Source organism: Streptomonospora salina, assembly GCF_014204715.1.
In the GTDB taxonomy this organism is placed as follows: Bacteria; Actinomycetota; Actinomycetes; order Streptosporangiales; family Streptosporangiaceae; genus Streptomonospora; species Streptomonospora salina.
Genome location: NZ_JACHLY010000001.1, coordinates 2,732,016 through 2,756,517, shown reverse-complemented (window position 1 = coordinate 2,756,517; position 24,502 = coordinate 2,732,016). Strand labels below are relative to the sequence as shown.

The following is a 24,502-nucleotide window of genomic DNA, read 5'->3' as shown; positions in this document are numbered from 1 at the left end:
TGCCTAGGCCTGAACGACCTGGTCGATGGGTTTACCGGCGAGGTGGGTGATGCCCCGCTTGTTCAGCAGTGCTACCACGTTCTTCTTCTCCTGCTCCCCGCTGCAGACGATGCGGGAGGGCGCTTCCGCTCCGAGTAGGTCGAGACCGTGGCGGAACATGACCTCGTTGTTGTGAGCCGTGAACTCCGCCATCTTCTTCGGGTCCTTGGTCATGGCGTGCATGGAGTGGTTGCCCTTGGGGTTCACCGCGCCGAAGTGGTCGCTCGGGTAGCCGTACACGCTGGTGTTGTCGAGGAGGCGAGGCGGGTCGTCCCAGACCAGGTGGGCGCCTTTGCCGAGTCCGTACTGCGTGACCGCGGCCTGGGACGTGACGCGGGTGAACACGGAGTTGGCGCCGCCGCTCTTCTTGTCCGCGTTCTCGCTCATCCCGATGTCGCTGGAGACACCCATGACGCTGCGGCGCTCGGTGGAGGCCAGTACCCCGGTCGCGAGCAGGTCGCTCATGCTTCCCGCGCCGATGGAGTGCGTGAGGCTTTTCCCGCTCCATGCCGTTTCCATCGCGGCGCTGTTTCCGACGTCCCAGCGCGACCACGTGAGCCAGCCGCCTGAGGAGCGCGGGACGGGGTCATAGCCGGGGCTCGCGGCGAGTTCGCCTCCGTCGGCGAAGCCGGCCGCCTTCGCGGCGGCGTCACGTACCAGGGCGACCTTCCTCGGTAGGCAGGACGCGGCCGCCTCCACCTGCCAGCTCTTGGCGAGCTTCGCCAGCCCGTGCTCGTCGAGGCCGGCCGCCTTGTGGGCTTGGCTGTGGAAGATCTCTTGGAGCTGCATCTCCTCCAATTCCTCCGCCTGACCCAGCGCGGTCTTCACCTGCGGTTCGGACTGCAGGCCCTGGGCGGTGAGGTTGTTCATCAGGTAGGTCCATTCGCCTTCTTTGGCGGTGAGCGCGCGGTTGACGAGGTTCAGGTCGCCGAGGCGGCTGACCAGCTTCTTTCCGTGGCCGGCGCCCTGGGGAGCATGCACCTCCAGTTGCCCGCGCAGGGAGTACTCCGTCTTCGCGGGGTCGTTGGCCTGGTAAGGGCGATACACCGCGCTCCAGCCGTCGCCGAGGTCGACGGCGTACTCGGTGCCCTCGGCCGAGACGCGGTCGGACCCGTTCCACGACGTGGTGCCGCTTTCGGCGTCGACGGCGGCCTGGATTCGGCCGGCGGTCCGGGACTCCGTCGGCAGGCCGGTCCCCTCGGGTTCTGCAGGCACCATCGCGGTTACTGTCGCCGTTCCCTGCTGCTCGTACGCCTGCACCGTCGGGATCTTGACGTCGGCATAGGGCTTGCTTCCCGCTCCAGCTGTGTCGATGGTGTGCTCGACCTTGCCGAGCCAGTTCTTGTAGTAACCGGCCATCTCCAGTTCGTCGGCCGTGGCAAAGGGCGAGTCGAGTACCTCCTGTACCGCGGCCTGGGCCTGGGCGAGGTACTCCTTCGTGTGTTCGGGGACTGCGGTGCCGGTCTTCAGCTTGTGGTTGACGCTCTTGGCGGCCTTCGCGGTGAGTTCATAGAGCTGCTTCTCCTCGTCCAGCGGAAGGCGCCCGGAGACTTCCTCCTCCACGTGGATCGGTTCTGTTTTCTGCAGCTCCAGGGCCTCCATGAGCTTGGCTTCGGCCTGCTCGTCGACGGAGGCCAGCAGCACCTCGCGCGGTGGCCCGCCTTCAGGGTCGGAATAGGAGATGAGCGTGGCCGTGCTGTCCACCAGATCGGCGCCGCCGGCCAGCACGGGGGTCCCGGCTGGCGCTCCTTCCGCCGGTGCGTCGGGGATCGGAGTCAGCGCGTCACTGGCCGACTCCGCGAGTGGTTCGTCCGACGGAGTCTCCTGAGAATTCTCTTCCTGCGGGTTCTCTTCTGGAGCCGGATGCTCCTCCTCAGCCCCGGCTTCTTCCCCCGCTGCGCCACCCGGGTCGTCGGCCGCCGACTCTTGGTCCAGGAGAGGAAGCGCCTCGTCGCTGACGGGCGGAGACTCCTCCTGGGAGGGATCCGACTGATCGTGAGCGGGGGCCGCTGTCGGTGCCGTGTTGTAGGTCTCGTGGTTCTTGGACCCTCCGCTTCCCATCAGCCGGCCTCCCCGCCGGCGTGCTTGAGAGCCTGGCCGTTGAGTCCGAGTTCACTGGAGAAGAAGGCGGCGAAGTCGGAGCGCAAGGAGTTCTTGCGCTCACACGCGTAATCGAGGAAGGCTTCGGCGATGTGCTGGGGGCTCACTGAGCTTTCGCTGATGCCGTGCGTGGCCGCAGCCCGTTTGCGCATGGTCGGTCCCCACGCGATGGTCTCCGAATGCTTGGCCCCTTCATGTGCGGTGGTGTGCAGTGTTGCGCGCCACTGGCTGTCCGGGATGCTTTCCAGCTTCGCGATCACGGGGTGAGCGGCCGCAGGGTTGACCTGCACGCCTGTAGCAAGATCGCCACCCTTGAACGCCTTGTACGCCTGGTGGTGGGCTGCTTGGGGTGTCCCGAATGCGGCGTTGGGATGGTAGTCGAGCGACAGCTTGTCCTCGCCGTAGTGCTTGAACGCCTGGCCGCGATCGATGCCGACCAGTCCGCCTGAGGCCGTCCGCAGGACGTTCGAGGGGTTGGCGTCGTGGTCGCCGACCGTCCACGCCAGGACGTGCGAGCGGACCAGGGAGTCCACATCGCTCTGGGTCCACGATGAGGGTTCGGACGACAGCGGCGTGGCGGAAGGCACGAGCGGCTGGACTACTCCCGACTTGCCGGAGACCTCGGCCTTGTAAGCGGGCACCGAAGGAACGCCGGCGGCCTCCGCGATCCGGGATACCACCGCTTCGGCTTCGGCACGGGCACCGCCGGTGGACTTGTCCGGCTTGAACATCCACTTGCCGCCGTCCGGGCCGGTGTGGACCGACTTCGTATGCACCCCGCCGAGCCCACCGCCGGAGGCGCCTGCGCCGAAGTCGTGGCCCGCCACAACGGCCGGTTCGACAGGCTTGGGGACGTCGGCCCACGCGCCCCCGTGCTGTTTGAGCGCGGCCACGAGCTGACCGTGCTGGGTCGCCCACCCCGGCGACGCAGCCGCCGCAGCCTCTGCCTTCGGCGGATCAACCGCCGATTTGCTGCTCTTCGCTGCCTGCTTTGCGGCTTTCTTCTCGATGTGCTGCGCGATCGCCCCCTGGTCGAGCATGGGATCCCAGTGGGAGGCGATCCACTTCTTGGCGTCGTAGACGTTGCTGCCGTGCTCCGGCATGCCGAGGCTGACCGCCGCCTGCTTCACCGCGGCATTGTCCACACCGGGGTGGGCGATCCACTCGTTGAAAGCGGTGGTCATCCCCCAGGGAGGCGGCGCCGGCTTCGGGGCCGGCACCTCCGCAGACAGTTCCCCTTCCTCAGTCCACTGCGCCGGCGCGTTGCTCACCCACGGTTGCACCTGGTTGTAGGCGTCGAAGTACTGCTCCGCGCTCTTGGCGAGATCCACCACGGGCGAAGCCGCCGGATCAGGCGACGTGGACAATGACTCGGGAACATGCAGCTGCCAGCCGCCGTCCGCCGAGGTGGCGTGGTCGGCGAGCCAGTCAGCGCTCTTTTCGAGGGCAACCAGCTGTTCGTGGCGTTGCTCGGCGGTGGCCCTCAGCGCGGTCTTCTCCGCCTCCGGGGTCGCGGCCCGAGCCAGTCGAAGGCTCTCGGGCTGCGACAGGACCGACCACTGCTCCGGCGTGAGGTGGCCTTCGGCCTTGGCCTGCTCCAGCACGGGACCGAAGCTCTGCGACGTCGACGGCATGCTCTCGGCGAGTTCGTCGATGGCGGCGGTCGCCGGTGCTTGGGCCGCATGGACCTGCGCCGCATCGGCAGCAGGGCAGTAAGCCGTAGCCAGCTGCTGCTCGGCGGCCACTGCCGCGGCCAGCGCGTCGGCCGCGGCGGGGCCGGTGGACGCCGTGGCCTGGCCTACGTGGCTGTGCACCTGAGCGGCGAGTTCGCTGAGTTGCTCGGGGGTTGCCGTCCACGTGCCGTCGGCCGGTGTGGGAGGTTCGATATCGGCGTAGGTCAGCCCGGCCACGGATTCGCCCGCGCACAGCGCGGCGAAGCGCTCGTCGGCCTTAGTCTGGATACGGAGCTTGGTCATCTCCGGCGTCGTCGGAGAGAGCCATACGGCAAGCGGGTGCGGCTGGCCGCCGGAAGCGCCCACGAGCTCGGGATGGGAGAACCCCTGCTCCTTTGCCAGTTCCTTGAGTTGCTCCGGTGTTAGAGCCGCCAAGGCCGCGTGGACCGCCGTGTCGACCTCGGCCGCGGCGGCCGGCTGCTGCGCGGCGGGCAATTCCTGCACGCCCTCCGACGCTTGCGCGGCTGCGGCCTCCAAGTCGGCGTGCCAGTCCTGCGGCGAGGTGGTGGTCGTGTCACCCACCGGGGACATCCCCGCTTCGGACAGCGACTGGAGGGCACCCAACTGCTGCTGGAGTTCGGGCGGGTAGTCCACCGCTTCCGACGGTTCCGTCAGCGGGTCGAGAGAGTCGTCGAGCTCTCCCGCAGTGGGGGCGGTGTCGTAGGTGGCGTGTGTCGTCTTGCCGCCCGAGCCCAACTACTCCTCCTCCCAGATCTGTCCCGTCAGCAGGCGATCCATCGCCGCCTCTGTGAAGTCGGTCAGCGATGCATCGGGGAAGGGGAACTGAAGCACCTCGGCGAGCTGTTCGGCACCGCCGGCTTCCAGCCAGGCTTGGAGCACCTCTTCCGTGAGCCGCGCGTCGCGGACGCGGCGGCGCCAGGCCGCGGCTGCGCCGTAGGTCAGCGGCACCCAGGACACCGCGCGAAGCATTTCCGGACCGCCCTGGTCGACAGCGAGCACGCCGACCGGGTCTACTGCTGATCCCGCCTCCGGTGACCAGGTGAGCATGACGAACAGGCGGCGGCAGGACAGAGGATCAGCGGTCATGAAGACTCCCGGAGACGAGCAGGGAGGCGTAGTAGCCGACGGTGGAGCGGAAAGCGTCAGCGGTCTTGGCGTGGACCCGGCGCCGCCCCTGCGCCCCCATGACCTCGCCGTGCAGGGCGTAGGACTGGGCAGTGGTGTTGAGCAGGACCAGGCGCGGGCCGAACAGATCCGTGGCGACGCCGATGCGATCCGGCCGCGACAAACCGGTCATGAACACCGGAAGGTCCGTGGGAATGGTGGCGGCGAGCCAGTGCAGTCCGGGAAGCAGCCAGCTGTCCCAGTCGGCGGCGGTGCGCATGGTCTGAGCGTTGATCGCGATCGCCGGCGGTTCGGCTTGCTCGATCCACTCGCCCCACCGCAGAAGGTCCTCTAGGCGAAACCAGTAGAGGTTGGGGACGACGGCGATTCCGGCTTCGGCGAACTCCTGGGCCAGCAGGAGTGAGCGGCGCATGTTGATCAGGTGCTCGGCCCGCGGCCAGTTGCCGTAGACGGAGTAGTTGCAGGCCAACACCAGGTCCCAGCCTTGGGCGGCGATGCGTTCAACTAGGGCGTCACGGCGCCGGCGGGTCCAGAACGCTTCCACCAGCGGGTCTTCGCCGTAGCCGCTGAGCACCGCGAGCTGGCCCGGCTTGAGGCCGAGGAGGTCGTGGGCCGACGCGTCGCGCCAGCGGGGAAAGAGTTCGAACGTGCGCGGGGAGAAGACGCGGCGTAGTCCGACGGCGTAGGCGGGCCAGTCCAGGTGGTCGTCCAGATCGGGGATGCCGGTGCCGTCGGTCTGGGGAATGTAGCTGGGCAGCCCGCGGGGGAGTTCGCAGGCGATGTCGACGTCGTCGAAGGCCAGCGTGCCGCCGACGTCGGCCATCCAGTCGCCGATGTTGTCGCGAGAGCCGCAGCGCACCGGGCAGGTGCCGCACGCCCCCGACGGGGCGCCGGCTTCCGAGCGAGCGCACCCGCAGTAGGAGCAGTCCGAGTTCGACCCGGAGCACAGCGGTTCGACGGTGGCGGGACCCCCGGTGCCGTCCGGGCCGCTCCAGAAGGCGCACCTCGTGCAGTCGCATGCGCGTCCCGGCCGGGGAACTCCGACAGTGGGAATCGGCAGGTCAGTGGGGCTCATTCGGTTCCCTCGGTGTCGAGCAGGGGGCGGATCTCGTCGATGAGCAGGCGCAGGGAGCCGGCTGTGTAACGGTCGGGCCGCCGCCCGACACGGAGGTCGGACACCAGGTGCCGCAGCCCGGCCAGGCAGCGCGCCGCGGCCGAGTCCTCCTGGCGTTCGGCCTGTGGAGGATCGTCCTCGTCGCTTTCTCTAGCGGCGGGGGAGTGAGGAGCGTCGTCGCCGTGGTCGTCGCTCGCCTCTTCGGAGCCACGCTCTTTTTCATCGGTCGGGGGCTCCGGTTGTGGAGAGTGCAGCGCATCGGCTACTTCGGGGGCGAGCCCGGAATCGTCCTTGGACAAGGCCTCGGCACGGGCGGCGTCGGCCTCGTCCCGCTGCTGCTCGGCGTGCTGCAACGCCTCATCGGCGGAGGAGTCGGGATCGTCGATGGCGGCCTGCACCGCCGCCGGCAGGAGCCGCGTCTGCCCGCGTGCGGCCACCGCGGCCCAGATGCCCTCGGCGGCCTCCGCCCGGCCTGCCATGAGCCGCCCCATCCGGATGCGGGTGTGCAGGCGGACCTGCGCCTCATCCATCTCTTCGGAGACGTGGCGCGGCAGGGCGCGGAATGCCGAGACGAGCTGGCGGGCCTTGCGCTCGGACAGTTGCAGGCCGAGTCGGCGCAGCACCTCCGGCCACGGTGCCGCACACGCCGGGTCGCCGGCGCGGATGCGCTCCAGTGCTTCCCAGCGCTCGACAGGATCCTCGATCGCTGCGGCGTCTGGAGGGATGGGCTTTCCGGATCGGAGGAGCTTGCCGGTCAGGATGGCGCAGCGGTGCAGCAGGAGCGCGGCTGCCTGTTCCCCCGGACGCAGGGGCTCGCGGGCGAGGTTCTCCACGATCTGCCACGTGCGCCGCTCTTCGGTGCTGAGCGGCCCGGGACAGACGATGGCGGGCAGCGACGCGAAATGCGGATTGTCGGGCAGGTGGGAAGCTCCCCACCGGCACGCGCGCAAGCGCCGCTCACCAGTGACCAGCAGCAACCGAGGAGGGGCACTGTCGTTCTGCTGGATCTCCTCGGCGAGGACAGGTTGCAGCACACCGACGGTGCCGATCGAGCTGATGAGGTCCGACAGCTCGGTGGGAGTGGTGGAGTCGCCGGGCTGACGGCCTTGGACGTCGGTGGAGGCGGCCCCGGGCCCACGCAGCGGGATGGTGTCGAACCGCCGCTGCCGCAGGCGGGGAGACTGCAATAGCGCGGCCAGCCCCTCGTCTTCTGATTGCGTCATACCCGAAGAAAGCCGCGGCTCGGGGCGTGCTGTGACGAGGGTGGGGCGCGTCGTGCCGTCTGGACCGCACCACTCTGACAGGGCCCGTGTACGGACGAGAGCCCCTGAACCAACGAGGGTCAGGGGCCCGATGAGACGAGTGCGGCGCGTCTAGTTCCCGGGCTGAGAAGAACGGTCCCCGCGACCAGTGGTCGCACTGCAGAAGGGTGTATTCATGCCGGGTACGCGAGCCGCAGTAGTGACGTTTAGTAGCTATATCGTCCCAGACTGATTCGCGGTGGCGACGGTCCGCAGCGTGAAGTCGGCCAGTCCTTCCTGCGGGGCGAGCAGCGACCGGAAGATCGGCGCGGTAGGGCCGTGCTCGACCAGTTGATCCAACAGCACCCCTCCCACTTGGAACTGGGCACGCTCAGCGGCCAGGTAGGGCGCTTCTTGCAGGCGGGCGGCCAGATCCAGCATCCGGTTCTCCAACCGTGTCGGGTTGGCTCCCGTGAACACGACCAGCAATCGGGGGAACCGGTTGTAGCGGGACTTCCAGGCGGGCTGTCGCCGTCCGATGCGGCGTCCGCCCGGAGCGGGAGGCGACTCCGGCACGTAGTCGTAGTAGCGGGCGTAGTTGACCAGCTTGGCCGCAAGTCGGGGCAACGACATCGTCGCCCGGTCCACTTCGATGAAGAACTGCATCTGCGCCCGGCGCCGGCCCTCCACCAGCAGGTAGTTGAGCAGGGCGTCGGCGATGACGTGGCTGTCGTCGAATCCGCCTCCGCTGCGGTAGCGGTGGGCGATCTCGGGCGACCAGTCGCACACATCGAACTCGTCGCCGCGCTGCCGCGCATGGCGCAGGAAGGCCAGGCCGGTGTCGACGACGGCGAGGGTGTGCGGCATGAGCGGTCCGGTGGCCTTCCGTGCGTCCATCCGATAGGGCCGACCTGGAACGGTAAGGCCCGCCTCGACGACGTAGGCCCCGTCGGGGGTAGCGAACCACAAGGCCGGCGTACGTGTGCCGCGGCGACCGACAGATTCCACCAGTGCTTCCTCGCGCAGGGTGTGCAGCATGCGCAGGGCGAAGCGCGAGGTCGTCGCGTTGGGAGTCGCCATCGTGTGGACCTGCGCGGTAGTCAGCAGGCGATGGTGGTGCAGGAGGTGCAGGATGTGGGCTGCGGAGGGGCTCAGCACGGACGTTCCTTCCCTGTTCCAGGAGCGGACGAGTGGCGATCGGGTCGACGGAGTCAACCGGTGCTGGAGCGGTCCGCATCGGCGCCCTCGTGCATCTCCGTGATCCGCCCGCTCCCGCGGCCACCATCCGCGACAGGCTCGTCCGGTTCCGAACCGAGACCCGGGGCCGGTCCGGCCGAGCGACGCTCGGAGGTGACGGCGGCGAGGATTCGGGCGTCGAGGCTTTCGAGCTGTGTGAGCGCGTCGCCGATCCGCTGACGCCCGAGGTTGGCGTCGATCGCCTTGCGCTGCAGGTGCAGCCGGTCGGGCTGGTGCTGCCCGGCGAAGAGGTCGACGGTCGCTCCGCGCACCCGGAAGGGGGTGGTCGTCTCGCCGGCGACCGTGGCGGAGACGATGTGGTGGTAACGGGGGAGGTCGACCACGGTGTCGGGGTGCACGTGGCGCTGCCACTGCCGGGTGACGACGCGTACCGCGTCGACCTCTCCGGCGGTGGACGACAGCAGGCTCTGGTTCTGCAGCAGGGCGTCGCGGGTGGACGTCGACAGCCGCTGGGCCATCTGCGTCATGGCGTGCAGGCGGACGCCGTACTTGCCGAGTTGCTCCAGAATCGCTGCAAGATGGCCTTTGGAGGCGCTGTCGACCGCGGTTACCTCGTCGACGAAGGCGTCGAAGCGAGTTCTCCCCTCCGGCGCCACGTCGATGCGCGAGCGGCCGGCGCGGAACAGGTCGTAGGTGAGGAAGCAGGATGCCAGGCGGCCGATATCTCCGCCGGGCGTGCACAAGAAGACCACCTTTCCCAGGTCCATGGCTGTGCGCACGTCATACGTCGTGGCGCTGGATCCGAGGAAGGCCGACATGGTGCGGCTCGACCGCAGGCGGTCGATGATGTTGCTGACTGCGGGCGCGGCCTCCGCCGGGTACTTGGTGTAGACCTCGGACCAATAACTCCGGACATGGGCCGGCAGGAGCTGGATGACCGCCTGTCGCCACTCCTCGTCGTGCAGCAGTGTGGGGATCTGGAAGAGCGTGGGTGCCACTTCGGGGGGCAGTTTCAGCGCGAGATGGCACAGTGTCTCGGCGGCCTTGGTGAGGATCGTGCGGGCGCGGGATGCCTGGTCGGGCCAGGACAGAGCGGAGGCGACCGCGGTGACGACGGAGTCGACCTTGTCCTCGATGTGCTCGGTGGTCAGACCGGCCATCGACAAGGGATTGTATCCGGCGATCATCGCGTCGTCGCCGCGCACGGTCAGATCGATCTCCCACAACCGCGCCAGGACCTCAGGGTCGGTGAGTAGCGGAGCCGCGCGCTTCCAGCCGTCGGCGTGCGGGTCGAGGAACCACACTCCATGCCCCGCCAGGGCCAGGCTGACCGCTTGGACCAGTGCCGTCTCGGTTTTTCCGTAGCGGCTCTTGCCGATCCGGAAGCTGAAGAACAGATCGTCCAAGGGCATCCCGTAGAGCCGTTCGACAGCGTCGGGACCGGTGGCGTAGCCGATCGGCAGCACGTCGCGCTGTCCGTTGTAGACCGGCAGCTCCCGTGGCAGCCGGGGCACGACGCCCCCGGATCGGCGTACGTTGAGCGATTCGCAGTGCTTGGTGGGGGGCTTGAGCAGTCCACTGACCTCGGAGGCGGTCACGATGTTGCGTTTGCGCGGACGGAACAGCCCGGTCGTCCATCGACGCTCGAACCGGCGCCGCCACGGCCAGTAGTCCGCTCCGATGTGCGCGAAGCCGAGGTTGAGTCCGGCTGCACGCCAGTAGTTGTCGCCCCGCCAGGCGTCGAAGGCCGCCTGCAGCTGGTGCAGGTGCGCTTCAGCGCGCCCGGGGATCTCGGATTCGGCGCGTAGGAGCAGTTGGACCTCGAAGGCGGGTTCGGCCGTGTCGAACTTCGTCTGCGTCGGCCGGTCGGCGCCGCGATCCCGGGCTGCGGGCTGGGCGGTATCGCCCCTGCCTCCGCCAGGTACGAGCTCGCCGACCAGCTCACGCCCGAAGCCGACGAGCTCTCGCCCGAGCTCCGCGAACAGGCCCTCCCCTTCCTCCTGGGCCGCCCGCATGGCCTTCCGGCGAAGATGCGCGTTGCGTGCCGGAGTGAGCGGCACGAGATCGAAGCAGACGTCCGCCCGCTCGCCCAGCTCGGGGCGGACATCGATGACCGCCGCGGCCAGCTGGTGCAGAGGATCAGGGCTCAGTGGCAGGCTTCGTAGGTAGGCACTGTCGCCGGCGGCCAGTACGAGCTCGGCGCGCGCGACGTGCACTCGGGGCTCGGTCGTCTCCATCAGGACCTCCTCGGCACGCTTCTCGGGAGGAAGAAGCCGTCGCGCGCCTGAGGTCGTGACCAGAACCAGGGGATCGGCGAACGTACACGTCACGTCGCCCACCGCAGTGGCCCCGCATCACTGCGGTTGCTTACCGGTCCCGTTGCACAGCTTGCACGGCACCCGCACGATCTTGCCGTCCTGGGACTCCTGCACTTCCTTCCTGCCGCCGCACCCGGGGCAGTTCACTTCTTTCCCGTGTTTACCCATCAGCCCTGACCTCCAGCGGCGCTAGCCGGTTGTCCGGTCGATCCAGCCACACGTGCTGACCGGCCGCGTCTACCGTCACTCCGAATCGGCCCCGGTCCGGGCAACCCCACTCGACCCAGGCGAGGTAGGCGGTCTCCAGCTCTTCCCACAGACTCCTCGGCCCGATCTGCACGACCTCCCAGCCGCCGTCGGATCCGGTGGCGATCGCATACGAGCGGGTACCGGGATCGCGCACCCCGACCTGATCCGCCCCGTCCAGGCCGGCGTTGAGGAGCACACCCGGCAAAAACCCCGCCAACGCGACCTCCATCCCGCGCCCCGCCCGACCGATCCGCCGTGGATCAACCCGCGCGGCGGATTCGCGGCGCCCGTCGGCCGGCGGCGGGTACGCCAATCGCTGGGACCGCAGCATCATGAAGGACGTGTCGCCGCGAATCCGGCCGACCGCGGCGTTCCCGGTCGAGGTCAAGGCCAACCGGTGACCGGAGACGTGGTTGGGCGCCCACGGCACGGCGAGTACCCCGCCGGGCCGGGTCTGGGCCACCCACGCGTAGGGGACGGTCGCGACACCGCAGGTGACATGCACCCGGTCATACGGTGCCCTTTCGGGCCACCCGTCGGCGCCGTCGCCCACCACCAGGTGCGGAGCGAACCCGGCCCGCTCCAGGTTCACCGCGGCATGCTTTGCCACCTGATCGTCGACCTCCACCGACACCACGCCGTCGACACCGAGCCGGGCCGACAGCAGCGCCGCCGTCCATCCGGTGCCGGTGCCGACCTCCAGCACCCGATCCCCCGGGTACGGGTCGAGCATCCGCAAGAACGCGGCCACGAGACTCGGAGCGGTGCTTGAGGACGACGGGGTCGAACCGGCAGTAGCCGTCTCCTCGGTGAGAGCGGTGCCACCGTCGTCGACCTGCGTCAGGATCGTCGTGTCGGAGTAGACCGCGCTCCGCCACCGGTCGGGGTCGGCAGTGCGATCGATCCAGTAGCCGGGATCGGAGTCCAGAGGGCTGGCCCAGGCAGCCTCCGGGATGAAGTGCTCGCGGAGGGCGGCCCGCGACTCCTCGCTCCAGTCATGAACGAGGTGGGCCAAGTCGTCGGGGCCGGTAGCCATACGGCAACGGTAAAGCGGTGGCAACGGTATGTCACCGATCCTGGCCGATCGCGGCCACCAGGCGCGCCGTGGTTCCGGCCGAAGGCGCCTGGGACGTGTCCGCTGTTCCTGTCCCAACGGGATATGAGTGACGCCGAGCGTGACGTGGCGCGCCGTTGGGCTTCGCTGCGACGCTGCCGAGCGTCCTCCTACTCCGAGCGGCGGCGCAGGCGCTCGCGATCCCATCGATCGAGGCCGCTTCGGAGCCACACCTGCGGGATGCCTCCGGCGCGGCGGTTGCCCGTCATGGACATCAGGGTTCGGACGCGCTCGGCGGCTTCTTCGTCGGCGACGAGAATCCCGACCGGGTCCGCGACGGGCTCGGGCAACGGGCGGGCTGCGGTCTCCCGCTGGCTCAGATGCGCGGACAGCGTGCCCTCCGAGATCCCCAGGTGTTCGGCGGCCGCCGACGCGTTGAGGAGTGCGTCCCCGTCATCGAGTGGGATGGAGAGCGGCGTCTTGGCCACGGCGGGTTTCCTCCTGCAGAGCAATGAGATTCGGTGACTTGAGGGGCGGTTCTCCCCCGGGGTCAGCTCTGACAGGGTAGTCGGCCAGGGCCGGTACGGGCCTCCAAGCGCCGGCCGCACCGGTGGGTATCGCCGACGGCCCATACCGGCCCTGCTTCGTCACCGCATCGAGGGGGCGGATGATCCCCGCGCCCCCCGTGTCCCATTGTCGGGTTCGTCGCGCGGCGCCGGGCAGGGTCACAGGGCGGTCGCCTGGTAGGTCTTACGCGTCCGCATCATGAGGGACAAACCGCCCCAGTCCGACGGCACGGTCTCTACTCCCACTTCAAGGGCCATGAGCAGTTGCGTCGCAAGGGCGTCCCGCGCCTCCCCGAACGTGGGGCCGACGGCAGTGAGCTGCAAACCCTCGTGGGGCGTCGCGGCGGCGGCTTTCCACCCTTTCGGGAAGCGGTCGGCCACGCAGGGCACGGAAACGGCCGCGCCGGAGTGCTCTCCGGTGCGCGAGTATTCGTAGACCGTAGTCGCGAAGATCCGCACTGAATCGACGGTGGCGCTCGGGACGGAGACAACTCCGTCCTGGACCATTGCCCATACCTGTGCAGCCAGGGCCGTTCGCACGGCCTGGACGTCGTTTCCGAATGCTTCGGGCGGCTCGACGCCGAAGAGCCGTCCAGTCCAGCCCTGGGAAGTGCTTCCGGTAATTACCGCCTCTACACAGACGGTGGGTCCATCCATAGTCCAAACGATCATGTGCACTCCTCATGGTTGTTACTCCCCCAGGGGAACTCTCCCCCTGGGGCTTACTAATAGTATAACATTAATAGGTGTCGCTTGCACTACAAGACCGGTGCAAGCGGCGCCTACAGGTTTCCGCTATTCAGCAACCCGCTCATCCGAAAGCTCCCGAATCTCCACGCGCCCGTATGTCGGATGCCGGAGAATCGACCCTGCGCGACGCGGACCGGAGATGCCGTAGGCCAGGACGCCGGCTTCGTCGGTTCCGATCCTGACCCGCACGCTTGCCGAGCGCCGGGGGCGCAGCCCGGAGCCCGCCGGACGCGTCCGGGTGAGCTGGAGGGCGAACCGATGGATGTCCTCAAACTTCGGCTCGAATCCCATGGACGGGATCAGGTCGTAGTACACGCGGGAAGACAGGTCCTTCGTAATGAGTATCCGCCTGCATGCCACGACCGCGATCGCCACTACCGCCGCGCCAGTTCCTACCGCGATCACAAGAAACACCTGTTTGCTCCCTTATAAAATCGAGCGCTTTCAGCGCACCTGTTATCCACACAGGTTGCACACCTATCCGTTGGTCGCAGACAGCATGTCTCTACTCGTGTGAGAGAGTTGTCGGCGATTCCATCGGCTGACGCAGCCCCTGCTCATCGCCTGTCTGCCGGTTGCGACTCCGCTGTCCCCCGGGAACTGTTGCTGGTACCGCCCTTCGTACCGCTGATGGAACCGCTGATCGCATGATCGAAAGAATCAGCGATGGAACCACGAAAGGCTGCAGCGGACTCCAGCGACGTCCGTTTTTTCGTGGCCGTCCGCGGTCACCGAATCCCGACCGCTCCGTAGTAGTGGGGCCGCCTCTGCCAACCGTCATATAGCCGCACGTCGAGGCCGGTTCGGGGAGCTTCGAGCATGGTCTGGTCGTCGATGTAGATGCCGACGTGTCCGATCCCTCCAGGGGCATGGGTGCCGAAGAAGAGCATGTCGCCCGGCCGCAGATCGTCGATGCGGTCCGGCGGGACACGCACGAAGCGTTCGTCGGTATCGGGGAGCATGACCTGGTCGTATGTGGTGCGGGGAAGCTCGACGCCGGCGCCGTGGCGGTAGGCGTAGCGGGCGAGGCTGGAGCAGTCGCACCGGTCCTCGCCCAGGGTGTTGCACTGGCCGCCGTAGAGGTACGGGGTGCCGAGCCACTTTTCGCCGGCCCGCACGATCGCGTCACTTCCGGTGTTCGCGCGGTCGACGGACGGGTCGCCCATGCCGGAGTAGGTCTCGATGTGGTCGGCGACCTTGCGGCCGTAGTCAGCGGAGTGGTTGTAGCTCCATAGGGCATCGCGCAACTGATCCGGATCGGAGAGGTCGCGCTCCCCTTGCCCGCACAGGTGTCCGGCCGCCGCGAGCGCCGCATCGTCGACGTTGTCGGGATCCGTCCGCCCGTCACCGTTGCCGTCGGCCTTGTAGGCCTCCCAGGAGCTCGGGATGAACTGCATCAGGCCGACCGCACGGTCGTACTTCTCGTCACCGTCCAGCCGCCCGCCGTCGGTGTCGTAGACAGGGTCGGTGTTCCCACCGACGCCCGAGCCGTCCAACCGAGGCCCGAGGAAGGAAGGACGCACGTCGCCGTTGGCGTCGATGCCGTAGTCCTCGGAGGCGAGGTGGTCGGACTCGACCCGACCGATCCCCGCCAACACCGCCCAGGTGACCCCTGTACAGCGCGGATACGCCTCGGGTGCCTGCTGCGCCGCATTGCGGTAGGCATCGAGGACACGTTCGGGGATACCGTCCACCCGGGCCGGAGCATCCTCGCCTGATGCGACGTCGGCCCCGGTGGTCTGGGCGATGAGGATCAAGGCCGGCGCCCCGCAGGAGACCGGTACGAGCAGGCAGATCAGAGCCGCGATCCACCACTTGCCCAACGCCGCTCACCTACCTTCCACCGGGCCGCCGGGACCGCTGGCGCTTGCGTATGTGGTCGCGCAGGCGCTCGGCCGAGACAGCTGCCTGCTCTTGTGCACCGGACTCCTGGCCACCCGCATCCGAAGCGTGTGCCGACGTATCCGTCTCCGCTCCCGAAGGCGCATCGACGGTTTCGGCTGCGGGGGTCGCGGTGCTGATCCGCGGTGCGGGGCGGCGTTGGGAGAGGATGTCGCGGGTACGCGTCGCGTCGGAATCGGCGGCGCGGGCGCTGCGGATCGTCCTTGCCGGCGGAGCCGAGGCCCACGCGTCCACGAGGGTCTTTCCGCTGCTCACGGCACTAGCGGTGTGCGTGGCGAGCTTGGCCTTGGTCATAGCCGAGCGGGCCTTGGCCGCGGTCTTGGCTGTGACCGCCGCCTTGGGCAGCGCGACCGGTGCGCCCACGGTCGCGCCGAAGGCGACCTTGGCCGCCGTACCGGCCACTTTCGCGGTGCCCATAGTGACCCGCCCACCGCGCGACTGCGAGAGTCGCCGCTGCAGACGTCCGGCATCGGGGCCGAGTTTCCTTCCGGCCTTCGCTCTTGCTTGCGGCGATCCGGCCCATGCCTTGCCCGCGGTACGCCCGGCTTTGCGGACCGGCGTCGTCACGCGGCGTACCTCCCGGCGCGCGTCACCGGCCATCGAGCCGACCGTGGGTGCGCTTCCGAAGCCCATCCATCCCCGGCCTCGGGTGCCGCCCCAGCGGGCTCTCTCCAGTTTCCGCGACAGCCCCCGGCCGGCGGTTTCGCTGATCTTGATCAGCTTGCGGTGGAACACCAGGCCGCCCAATGCGGCAATGTCGACCAGAGTGAATCGCCCGACGAGCGGAAGCTCGCCGCTGGCGGTGAGCATCGCGCGGATTCCGACGGTGAAGATCGCGATGAAGACGCATACGGCGATGATGGAGAGCAGTACTTTGACCACGGCGCCCAGCCAGCGCCACAGCACTTGGCGTCCTCCGCCGGGCAAGAGTGCTGCCACCAGCGCGAACGGGCACAGGACGACGTAGACGGCCATGGCCATGACGCAACTGAGCAGGGTACAGACCAGCAGCATCACCAGGAGAGCGACGATGAACGCGGCGCCGAACAGGAGGTAGGCCCCCATGAGCCGGTCGACGGTCGGGGTCTCGTTGTACTGGGCCATGGCCTGACATCCGGCGTCGGTGAGCCGTTCACGCGGCTCGTCCTCGTCGCCCCAGGGGCCCTCGGCCACGAGTTCCTCGTAGACGGGTCGGCAGGGGTCCCCCTGTTCGACGACTTTGCCGTAGTTGAGGGCTTGGTGGGGCTGGACCACGAAGGTGTCGACCAATGCGTCGCTTAGCGGGGCCGCCGCCTGCTCGGGCTCGGGCGAAGCCGACTCGCCCTGGGAGACTGCGAGCGAGGTCAGCACCATGGCGGTGTCGCGCGTGTGCAGCAGCAACCCGTCTTCGCCTAGTAGCAGGTCAGCGGGGCGGGCGAGCACGGTCACCGCCAGCGCCGAGATCAGCAGGGTGACTGCGAGTTCTCCTGCTCCTTGGGAGACGCGTCCGCGCATGATCAGGAGGCCGCACCAGGTCGCTCCCAACGTCATAGTGACGAAGGGCAGGCCCAGACGGTCGATGATGTCGTTCTGATAGGTGCCCGCGAGCTTGCGAGCGGGCTCGACCAACGCTTGGGCGGGGCCGAACTCGAAAGCCCATTCGAGCAGCCATGTGCAGGCGCCCACCACCAGGCGGGTGGCGGCGAACGCCGCGTCGGACAAGAAGAGCAGCAGCTTGCTGTCCCAGTCGGTCATCCCGCCGCTGTCGCCGGTGATGTCGTAGTGGTCCAGAGGTACACCGTCGGTGTCGTCCGGGGTGAATGGGGCGAGGAGCCCATCCGGTTCCTCCCCAGCCGCCGGCTCGGCATGGGCAACACCCGGAACGAGTGCGATCAGCACGGCGGCCAGTGCCGCCATGATCAGACCGCGTCTCCAGCGCGGCATGGATCTACTCCTGCGGAGGGGTGGCCGGGTGTCCAGGGGTGGTGAAGATCGACTCGGTGATACGCGGAACCGGCGGAACGGTGACGCTCAGGCGGCCGATGCGCCGGCGGGTGTCGAGCATGATCGCCTCACCCTTGCGGGCCTGGTCGCTGACCGGGGAGAGGTCGGTAGTCACCAGGTCGAGGAGCCCGCGGTCGGCGGGGTCCAAGCCGAGGAACTCCAGCCCGTGCGCAGCGAGCGATGCGTCGCGATGGCGCAGCAGGAAGCGATTGGCCAGGAGGCCGCGGATGACGTCGCTGCCGAAGTCGGCGGGGTCGTGGGAGCCCAACAGGGCGCCGGCACCGTGCTTGCGACCGTCGCGCACCAGTTCGAGGGCCAGGTCCTGCCCCTCGGTAGAGCTCGTGAGCCAGTGGCATTCGTCCAGGGCGACCGCGGTGAACTGACCGGGATCGGAGAATGCGACTTCACGAGCGACGGCGGCCACAAGGTAGAGCACAGCACGCCCGATGAGGGTCTCCAGCGGCTGGCGGGCCATGTGATAAGCCGAATCGAAGATCTCCGCTTTGGGCAGCGACAGCCCGGCCGTCTGGAATACGGCGAAGTCGCTGCCCAGGTTCAGCGGCGGGCCGTCGCCGAAGACCATGCGGCCGAGCTCGTCGGCCTCGACCGCCCGGAGCAGGTCGGCGGTCTCGCTGATCTGATCGGCCCGGTCTCCGGCGTATTCGGCGGCGATCAGCTTGAGTTCGTCGATCACCCGGCTCATGTGGGGCCGATCCGCGGCGGCGGTGCGATCGACGGCTTGGGCGATGGCCAGGCCTTCGGGGGACATGGCCGGTACACCGAGCTGCAGCGTCAGATACGACTTGGCATAGCGTGCCCCGATTTCGGGCGCGAAGACCCGGAGCGGATCCAGGCACAGGTCGTCGCCTCCACCGTCGGCGCGGATGAGCTGGTGCCGATCGGGCGCGGCGGCCGCGGCGAAGCGGCCCCACTCGCCCATGGCCGTGCGGTCGACGGCGATGACGCGCCCGCCGCGGTCGATCAGGGAGATGATGATCGCCTTCAGCAGGACGCTCTTTCCTGCACCGAGTTCGCCCACGGCTCCGATAGAGGCGCTCGCGTCCTGGCGGGGAGCGCCGGCCAGATCGAGCAGCACCGGTCGGGCGGTGCCGCCGTCCAGGTTCATCCCCAGCAGAGCCCCGTTCGCATCCCCCAGCGCGGTGGAGGCCCAGGGCATCGCCATCGCGTAGTCGGCGGCCAGTTGATATTGCGTGAACTCCTTCAGCAGGTGGGGGAGCGGCGATCCGGGCAGCATCGCCTCGAACAGCTGGCGCTGTCCTCCAGTTGGGCGGACCACCTGGTATTCGGCGGCTGCGATGGAGGTACGCACGACCTCAGCACGCTGCTCGACTTCCTGCGGATCCTCGCCCCACACGCAGAGCACAGTGCTGGACTGCACCTCTACCTCTGTGCGACTGGCCTGCAGACGCCCGCGTTCGTCGTCGAGATCGGCTGCGGCATCGACCAGTGCCTGGGGGACGCCGGCCGTCTCACCGTCGTACTCGTCGACCTGCGCGCTGAGCTCGCGTGCCTTGCGGCGGCTGGCGGCCTCGGCCGCGGTGTTGGAGACGATCCTCAGCCGACTGCACCAGTCCACCGGAACCGGCAGCGCGTCCACGGCGGCCAACCACTCCGACCCGGGGAACGCGAAGACGGACGGCATCTCCGCCAGAGCGAGGAACGCCTGGTAGGAAACCCCGTCAGGGGACTCCACCTGCAACCACCGCCGACGCAGCGGCGAACTCCGTCCCGACTGCTCGTTGTTGCCGTCGGGCAGGCCGCCCTCGACGATCCGGACCTGGCCGAGCCCGGTCAGCGCTGGACCGCGCAGCCGGCCGCCGCGCACCCGGGAGGCGCCCACCGCGGGATCCGCCTGTTCCGCATCGGCCAGCAACGGGCCGGCGACACCTCGATGGACGCTGTGGCCGAGCATCCACAGCACTTCCGCGGGCGTGGCAGGCCGCACGGCCGGACCTCCCGTCATCTGGGACTCCACGCGGTCGGCCTTGGCCTGGTAGCCCTGCACTTCGTGCTCATGGGGGACTGGAGGAGTGAAGCCGAGCAGCCTGCTCAGCGACGCGGCCGCCGCGGCGGCGATGGCTTTGAGTTCCAAAGTCGGTTTCTCAGCGGGCAGGGGCATCAGCAGCCAGTGGGTGCGCTCGGTCAGGTCCAGTTCGCACAGCCAGTCCAGGCAGGCCTCGGCTACTTCCGCCCATTCCGGGTGTGTATCGAGGTCGACGCCGTCGATCATCGCCTCGACGATGTCGGCGGCGCCGCTGCTCGCACACAGGCTCAGCAGCATCGGCTCGCCGCTGAGCTGCTTGAGCAGCGTGGTCGTCGCGGAGTGCAGTTCGCTCTTGGCCTGAGGGCTGGAGTGGAGGTACGAGACCGGGTGCACCCGCCAGATAGCCCAGACGTGTCCGTGGACGGTCCAGGCCAGGTGGCCGGTGAGGTGGCGGATCGGGACCTGCACGTCACTCCTTCGGTTCGGATCCGGGAGAGGGGAGTTCGAGATCGGAAAGCAGGTTGTGGAGTGCGTGGGAGCGCGGAGCATGGGCGACCGCGCGGGGGTGTCGACGCGGGTTGGGCCTGGCCGACGGCGGAGCGATGGTGATCGCCCCTCGCAACCGCTCGGGGCGCGGCTCGGAGACCGGTCGACCGTGCATCCAGCCGCGTCGGGGAGCGCTGAGCGCGGCTATATACCCGCCCAGGGCACGCAGCGGGGCACGTCCTTCGACGGTGGCGTGGCGCACTGCCCAGGTGGCGGCGAACGGCGCCGCCACCACGACTACGGAAAGCGGGCCCAGCCTGCTCCACAGCGGAAAGGTGTGGGCCAGGGTGTAAAGCCCCACGACCAGGACACCGAGCTGGGTTGCTGTGAACGGTCCGAGCGGGATCGACCAGCCTTGGATCTTGCCGATCACCCACGGATGGCGGCGAGCCCGGGTGTAGGACCGTCCGACCGCCCCCGCAGGGCGGTCGGACGGGTGCTGTTCGCTCACGCGGGCCGACCGTCCGCGCTTTCAGAGGAAACCGCCCCGGTGGAAGCGGCGATCTCGCCTTCGACCATCGACGACAGCGACGTGACGTTGTCGACGATGGCGATCACGATCGCCATCCCCAGCGCGGCGATCGCGGCCTTCTTCCAGGACCGGTAAGCGATGTAGGCCATCAGCACCACAAAGGCGCCGACCAGCCACAGTGTGGGCGTGACCAGGTCGGTGACCTGGCTCAGCTTCTGGTCGTACCAGCCCAGCACGCTCGCTCCGAGCATGGGTCCTCCTTCGCTCACATCGGGTTTCACGAATCGGTGGTCGAGTCGGAACCGGGGTCCACCCGGGGAGCCGGGTGCAGAGCGCTCACCTCCCATCGGTCGCCGCGTTCGGTGATCTCGAGGGCATAGACGACGGAGTGCGTGCGCCCGTCGTCCTTGCCGGCCGCCTGGACACGGGCGAGGACTTCAGCCGCACCTCCGTTTCCCACGCCGTCGGGTCCGCCTGCGTCATCGAGGGGAAAGACCTTCACCTCGTCCACGGCGCTGTACGGCGTGGGGGAAACAGGTGTCTGATCGAAGCCCGGCGCGAGATAGCGGGCCAGTTCCCCGTCAGCGGCCAAGTAGGCGCCGGCCCACTGCTGGACGGTCTGCGCCACCGGATGGCCGTCGGCCAGAGGGCGGCTGGCGTAGGGCAGCTCCGGAGGCCGCCCAGTTGCGGGAGCGGCCACTTCACTGGGGAAATCCGTCGCCACCCATCCGGCTCCGCTGGCGGCGACTCCCAGGGAGTAGTAGCGGGTCGCCGGAGTCTGCGGCCCTTCCCTCGGTCCGCTGACCGCCACGGTCACGGCCCAGTAATCTCCGGCGCTTGGGTCTGTCGCCACGGTGCTGACCCGCATTGGGACGGCTTCGTCCGCCGGCGCGGGGAGTTCCGCGTCGGCCACCGTGGGAAACGCTGCGCGCACGGCTTCGACGTCACCGTCGATATAGGCCGCAACCGCCCGCTCCGCCCATCCAGCGGGTCCCAGAGCCGCTGCACCGACCGTGTGAGGCGCCGTCTTCGACGGTTGGTCCGCGTGGTCCGGGGTGAACAGCATCGTCAGCAGGGCTGCAGGCCCGCACGCCAAAGCTGCGAGCAACAGCGCATGTGCCGCCTTGGCCGCTACAGCCCTGTGGCTCACCGTGGTCCATCCTTGGACCGGCGACGGGGAGTTCGCCTCGGCCGACGGCTTCGCGTCCCGGGCCTTCACGGCATGTCCTCCTCGCCGGTCAGCAAGTCCGGTCCGAGTTGGTCCAGACGGGCAGCGAGGTGGTGCGGGCCGAGGTCGAGCAGGCGCTCGAAGGCGTCAGCGGCCTCCCACGCTTCGCAGTCGAGGTAGTTCGCCACCTCCGCGTAGAGGTGTCGGCTGATCGGATTTCGTTGCAGACCCTCGATCAGCGGAATCATGCGGGCGTAGGCGGCTCCGACGATGCGTTCATCGGGCGTGAGCTCGGGGGCACCGCATTGTGGTTCGGGTTTGCGGTCGTCATACATGAACACGCTCCTCAGGCGTCGTTGATGGGCACCGAAGGGATGGACGATCACGAGCGGATCTGTGACACCTCAAAAGGTGTTCGTCGCGATATAGCGGGCCGCAGCCTGGCTGAGCTTGCGGGCGGTTCGGCTGCAGCGCTGGCGCATGGCCTCAGGCGAAATCCCTCGTCGCTGGGCGATGGGCTCCGGGTCGCCGACGCTCACCCAGGTAGCGCGGCCAGGCGACGGCGCTCCGTACCGTTCCAAGAGGAGTTCCGCCTCGGGGGCGCTGAGGATCTTCTCGGCTACCGACCAGCTCACGAGCTTGAGCAACTCCTCGGAAGGGTTCAGCGGGGGTTGCTGCCCGGAAAGGCTTTCGTGATCTCCGACGTCGGCGACCGGAATCTCTCGCGCCCCGCTCTGCGCGAGCTCCTTGCCCTTCTTGTGCGAGGTCCAGGCGAGGTAGGGGGTGATGTAGCGGTCCCGGTCGGCAGGGGTTTCGCGAATGGTCTGCCACATGGCAGCCACGGCGGCCTGCGCCTGCTCGTCGGGATCGCCGACCCATCCGCGTAGTGCTGTCGCGTTGACCACCACCCTGCCGAGCATCAGTTGCAGGATGATGCGGCCGGCAAGTTCGCCGTCGTCGCTCCCGCCGTTGGCGATGTCGAGAATGGCCCGAAAGAGAGCGTCGGTGCGCTCGTCGATCGTGCGGCGGCTGAACTCTTCGATCTGGCTGAGGCCGTGCGCCTGTTGGAGTCGCGCATCGGCATCGGCCCAAGCGCTGACCGTCCGCTCGATCCGTGGATCAGCGACCATGCGGCTCCACTCGGTGTTGATCTGCGTGAAAACGGTGGAAGACATCGGGGCGGCACCCATTGGGGCTCCTTCCGGAACGGCGACACGAGCCACCGTCGGAAGGCGGTACAGCCCTACTCGCCTGCCGGGCATCACGCTTAGATCACGAAACCGAGCCTTCCGCCGTCGGTGCCTGCATCCCGACCGAAGATCATTCAGCAACGTTTTCGCTGGTCAGTACCGCACCATCGCCACGGAGACCGAAACGTTACAAAAGATGGAATCCAAGCCCAGGATGAGCGGATCACCTGGCATAACAGTGCTTTCGTGGGCTTATTCACCTGATTGGGCAGTTTTGATCCTGAGGTCCGATCTCTAGAATGCTCACTGCCTGCCCCTAACGCATCACGATGGGCTGCCCCTCCGGCCGCCCCGACACCGTGGAGGTCCTGTGCTGCGCGGCTTCACCCGCACGGCTGGGCTTGTGATCGTCCCGGCGTTGCTTCTCAGCGGCTGCATGAGTGGCGAACAGGGCGACGAATCAGGCGAAGCCGCACGTGAGCAGATCGACCCGGTTAAGGCCACCGAGATCGAAGAGCTCTACGGAGAAGTCAGAACCCTCTGGGTCGATGCGATGACCGGTGAACGCGATCCGGAGGACGTGCGGCCCGAGATCAAGCGTCTGACAGCCGGTCAGGCGCAAGAGGCTCTGCTGGCTGACCTGGATGCGTTCGACGGTCTCGTCTACCACGGCGAGCCGGGGAGCGATCCGACCGTCGTCGCACTTTCCGAGGAGGCGACCCCTCCGTCTGCAGTGATCGAGGACTGCTGGGACGACACGGGATGGACGCTCGTCGACGCTGGAACAGGTGAAGAAGTCCCCCGAGCTGACAAGTCCCCGCGTCGCGTGGTCAAGATCCGGGCGGAACGCGAGCAGTCGGAGTGGATACTCGTGGAGTGGCGGCCCCAGGAGGACCGCACATGCTGACGGTGCGATCTGTCCTGGCAACGAGTGCGACGGCGACACTCGTCCTTGCACTGGCATCGTCGCCCGCCAGCGCCGAAGTCGTCTGCTCGCAGATCACGGGGGAGTGCCGGATCCTTGCAGACGATCCGGGGGAGTCCGGCGATTCACCGAACTCTGAGCAGGCCGCCGACGAATCCGGGACCACCGAGGTTGTCTCGGAATGCGAGCGGGAGACCGCTGGAGCGCCGGCGGAGGACTGCCTCTTTACGGACGGGCTGCCAAGCACGGGGGGCGACCAGCCGTCTCCCGACGAAGTGGCTCGGCAAGCGATAGAGGAGCTGGACCTGCCGTTACCCCAAGTCGGGCTCGCTCCCCCGACCGGTACGGGCCTCGTCGGTGCACCGGTGTGGATGTGGGTCGAGGACGACGGCTGGTCTCCGGTGAGCAGAACCGCGACGGCGGGCTCGGTATCGGTGACGGCGACCGCCACGCCGACGTCGGTGACCTGGCACATGGGCGACGGAGCAAGCGTCGCCTGCTCAGGCCCGGGAACTCCCTACACGCGCGACGCCGACGCTTCGGCATCTCCCGACTGCGGCCACAGCTACTCCGCCCCTGGGGAATACGAGATCACGGCCACGGTCCATTGGTCGATCGAATGGCAAGGCGGCGGGGCGTCGGGAACCGATTCCCTGACACGCACGAGCTCCGACACCTTGCGGATCGGCGAAGGCCAAGCGCTCGTCCAGTAGTCCGGATTCACCTCCACCGTGCCCTTGGAAAGGGATCCTTTCCCATGCCCTCTACAAGCGCGCCCTCCGTGGGCCCACGCGAGTCCAGCGACCGCCCGATTCCCGCTCCCACCTTGCGATCTCCGCGCGGGCGCCGACGACCTTGGCTGGT

General features: G+C 68.4%; 21 protein-coding genes. 2 read left to right on the top strand and 19 right to left on the bottom strand.

Annotated features, from left to right (window positions below; all coding sequences use genetic code 11):
* Positions 1-3 precede the first annotated feature (3 nt).
* The 19 genes from HNR25_RS12575 to HNR25_RS12485 all read right to left on the bottom strand — a co-directional run bounded on the left by HNR25_RS12575 (position 4) and on the right by HNR25_RS12485 (position 22,713).
* Entirely contained in the window at positions 4-2,100 is a 2,097-nt protein-coding gene (locus HNR25_RS12575) for a hypothetical protein (protein ID WP_184635281.1), read from the bottom strand.
* A complete protein-coding gene (locus HNR25_RS12570) occupies positions 2,100-4,568 on the bottom strand; it encodes a hypothetical protein (protein ID WP_184635279.1) in 2,469 nt (822 codons plus the stop codon). Before HNR25_RS12570 ends, HNR25_RS12575 begins: the two co-directional genes overlap by 1 nt.
* Entirely contained in the window at positions 4,569-4,919 is a 351-nt protein-coding gene (locus tag HNR25_RS12565; RefSeq protein ID WP_184635277.1) for a hypothetical protein, read from the bottom strand.
* Entirely contained in the window at positions 4,909-5,781 is an 873-nt protein-coding gene (locus tag HNR25_RS12560; RefSeq protein WP_246463634.1) for a DUF4417 domain-containing protein, read from the bottom strand. Before HNR25_RS12560 ends, HNR25_RS12565 begins: the two co-directional genes overlap by 11 nt.
* A 248-nt stretch (positions 5,782-6,029) precedes the next feature.
* Positions 6,030-7,295: a ParB N-terminal domain-containing protein gene (locus HNR25_RS12555; RefSeq protein ID WP_184635273.1), complete on the bottom strand. Its 1,266-nt coding sequence runs from the start codon at positions 7,293-7,295 to the stop codon at positions 6,030-6,032.
* 252 nt (positions 7,296-7,547) lie between these two features.
* The gene (locus tag HNR25_RS12550) at positions 7,548-8,471 is read right to left on the bottom strand and encodes a replication-relaxation family protein (protein ID WP_184635271.1); all 924 of its coding nucleotides are present in this window, start codon (positions 8,469-8,471) and stop codon (positions 7,548-7,550) included.
* Between the two features lie 53 nt (positions 8,472-8,524).
* The gene (locus tag HNR25_RS12545; RefSeq protein WP_184635269.1) at positions 8,525-10,747 is read right to left on the bottom strand and encodes a type IV secretory system conjugative DNA transfer family protein; all 2,223 of its coding nucleotides are present in this window, start codon (positions 10,745-10,747) and stop codon (positions 8,525-8,527) included.
* A 241-nt stretch (positions 10,748-10,988) separates the two neighbouring features.
* On the bottom strand, positions 10,989-12,113 hold the full coding sequence (locus HNR25_RS12540) for a methyltransferase domain-containing protein (RefSeq protein ID WP_184635267.1): 1,125 nt from the start codon (positions 12,111-12,113) through the stop codon (positions 10,989-10,991).
* 188 nt (positions 12,114-12,301) lie between these two features.
* Positions 12,302-12,619: a hypothetical protein gene (locus HNR25_RS12535; protein ID WP_184635264.1), complete on the bottom strand. Its 318-nt coding sequence runs from the start codon at positions 12,617-12,619 to the stop codon at positions 12,302-12,304.
* Between the two features lie 237 nt (positions 12,620-12,856).
* On the bottom strand, positions 12,857-13,369 hold the full coding sequence (locus HNR25_RS12530; protein WP_184635262.1) for a hypothetical protein: 513 nt from the start codon (positions 13,367-13,369) through the stop codon (positions 12,857-12,859).
* Between the two features lie 123 nt (positions 13,370-13,492).
* The gene (locus HNR25_RS12525; RefSeq protein WP_184635260.1) at positions 13,493-13,762 is read right to left on the bottom strand and encodes a hypothetical protein; all 270 of its coding nucleotides are present in this window, start codon (positions 13,760-13,762) and stop codon (positions 13,493-13,495) included.
* A gap of 413 nt (positions 13,763-14,175) precedes the next feature.
* Positions 14,176-15,270 carry a C40 family peptidase gene (locus tag HNR25_RS12520; RefSeq protein WP_184635258.1) on the bottom strand — a complete coding sequence of 365 codons (1,095 nt, stop codon included), beginning with the start codon at positions 15,268-15,270 and terminating at the stop codon, positions 14,176-14,178.
* Between the two features lie 10 nt (positions 15,271-15,280).
* Positions 15,281-17,272: a hypothetical protein gene (locus tag HNR25_RS12515; RefSeq protein WP_184635256.1), complete on the bottom strand. Its 1,992-nt coding sequence runs from the start codon at positions 17,270-17,272 to the stop codon at positions 15,281-15,283.
* Positions 17,273-17,276: 4 nt separating this feature from the next.
* On the bottom strand, positions 17,277-19,805 hold the full coding sequence (locus HNR25_RS12510; RefSeq protein ID WP_184635254.1) for an ATP-binding protein: 2,529 nt from the start codon (positions 19,803-19,805) through the stop codon (positions 17,277-17,279).
* A 1-nt stretch (position 19,806) separates the two neighbouring features.
* Positions 19,807-20,334 (bottom strand): hypothetical protein, encoded by a 528-nt coding sequence (locus tag HNR25_RS12505; protein ID WP_184635252.1) that lies wholly within the window; start codon positions 20,332-20,334, stop codon positions 19,807-19,809.
* Positions 20,331-20,606, bottom strand: a complete 276-nt coding sequence (locus tag HNR25_RS12500; RefSeq protein ID WP_184635250.1) for a hypothetical protein — start codon at positions 20,604-20,606, stop codon at positions 20,331-20,333. Before HNR25_RS12500 ends, HNR25_RS12505 begins: the two co-directional genes overlap by 4 nt.
* A 26-nt stretch (positions 20,607-20,632) precedes the next feature.
* On the bottom strand, positions 20,633-21,208 hold the full coding sequence (locus HNR25_RS12495; protein WP_184635248.1) for a conjugal transfer protein: 576 nt from the start codon (positions 21,206-21,208) through the stop codon (positions 20,633-20,635).
* Between the two features lie 362 nt (positions 21,209-21,570).
* Entirely contained in the window at positions 21,571-21,858 is a 288-nt protein-coding gene (locus HNR25_RS12490; RefSeq protein ID WP_184635246.1) for a hypothetical protein, read from the bottom strand.
* A gap of 69 nt (positions 21,859-21,927) precedes the next feature.
* Positions 21,928-22,713 carry a hypothetical protein gene (locus tag HNR25_RS12485; protein WP_184635244.1) on the bottom strand — a complete coding sequence of 262 codons (786 nt, stop codon included), beginning with the start codon at positions 22,711-22,713 and terminating at the stop codon, positions 21,928-21,930.
* Positions 22,714-23,083: 370 nt separating this feature from the next.
* Here HNR25_RS12485 and HNR25_RS12480 point away from each other — a divergent pair, with 370 nt between their 5' ends.
* Both HNR25_RS12480 and HNR25_RS12475 read left to right on the top strand, forming a co-directional pair.
* Entirely contained in the window at positions 23,084-23,620 is a 537-nt protein-coding gene (locus tag HNR25_RS12480) for a hypothetical protein (RefSeq protein ID WP_184635242.1), read from the top strand.
* Entirely contained in the window at positions 23,614-24,351 is a 738-nt protein-coding gene (locus HNR25_RS12475; RefSeq protein WP_184635240.1) for a PKD domain-containing protein, read from the top strand. Before HNR25_RS12480 ends, HNR25_RS12475 begins: the two co-directional genes overlap by 7 nt.
* Positions 24,352-24,502 lie beyond the last annotated feature (151 nt).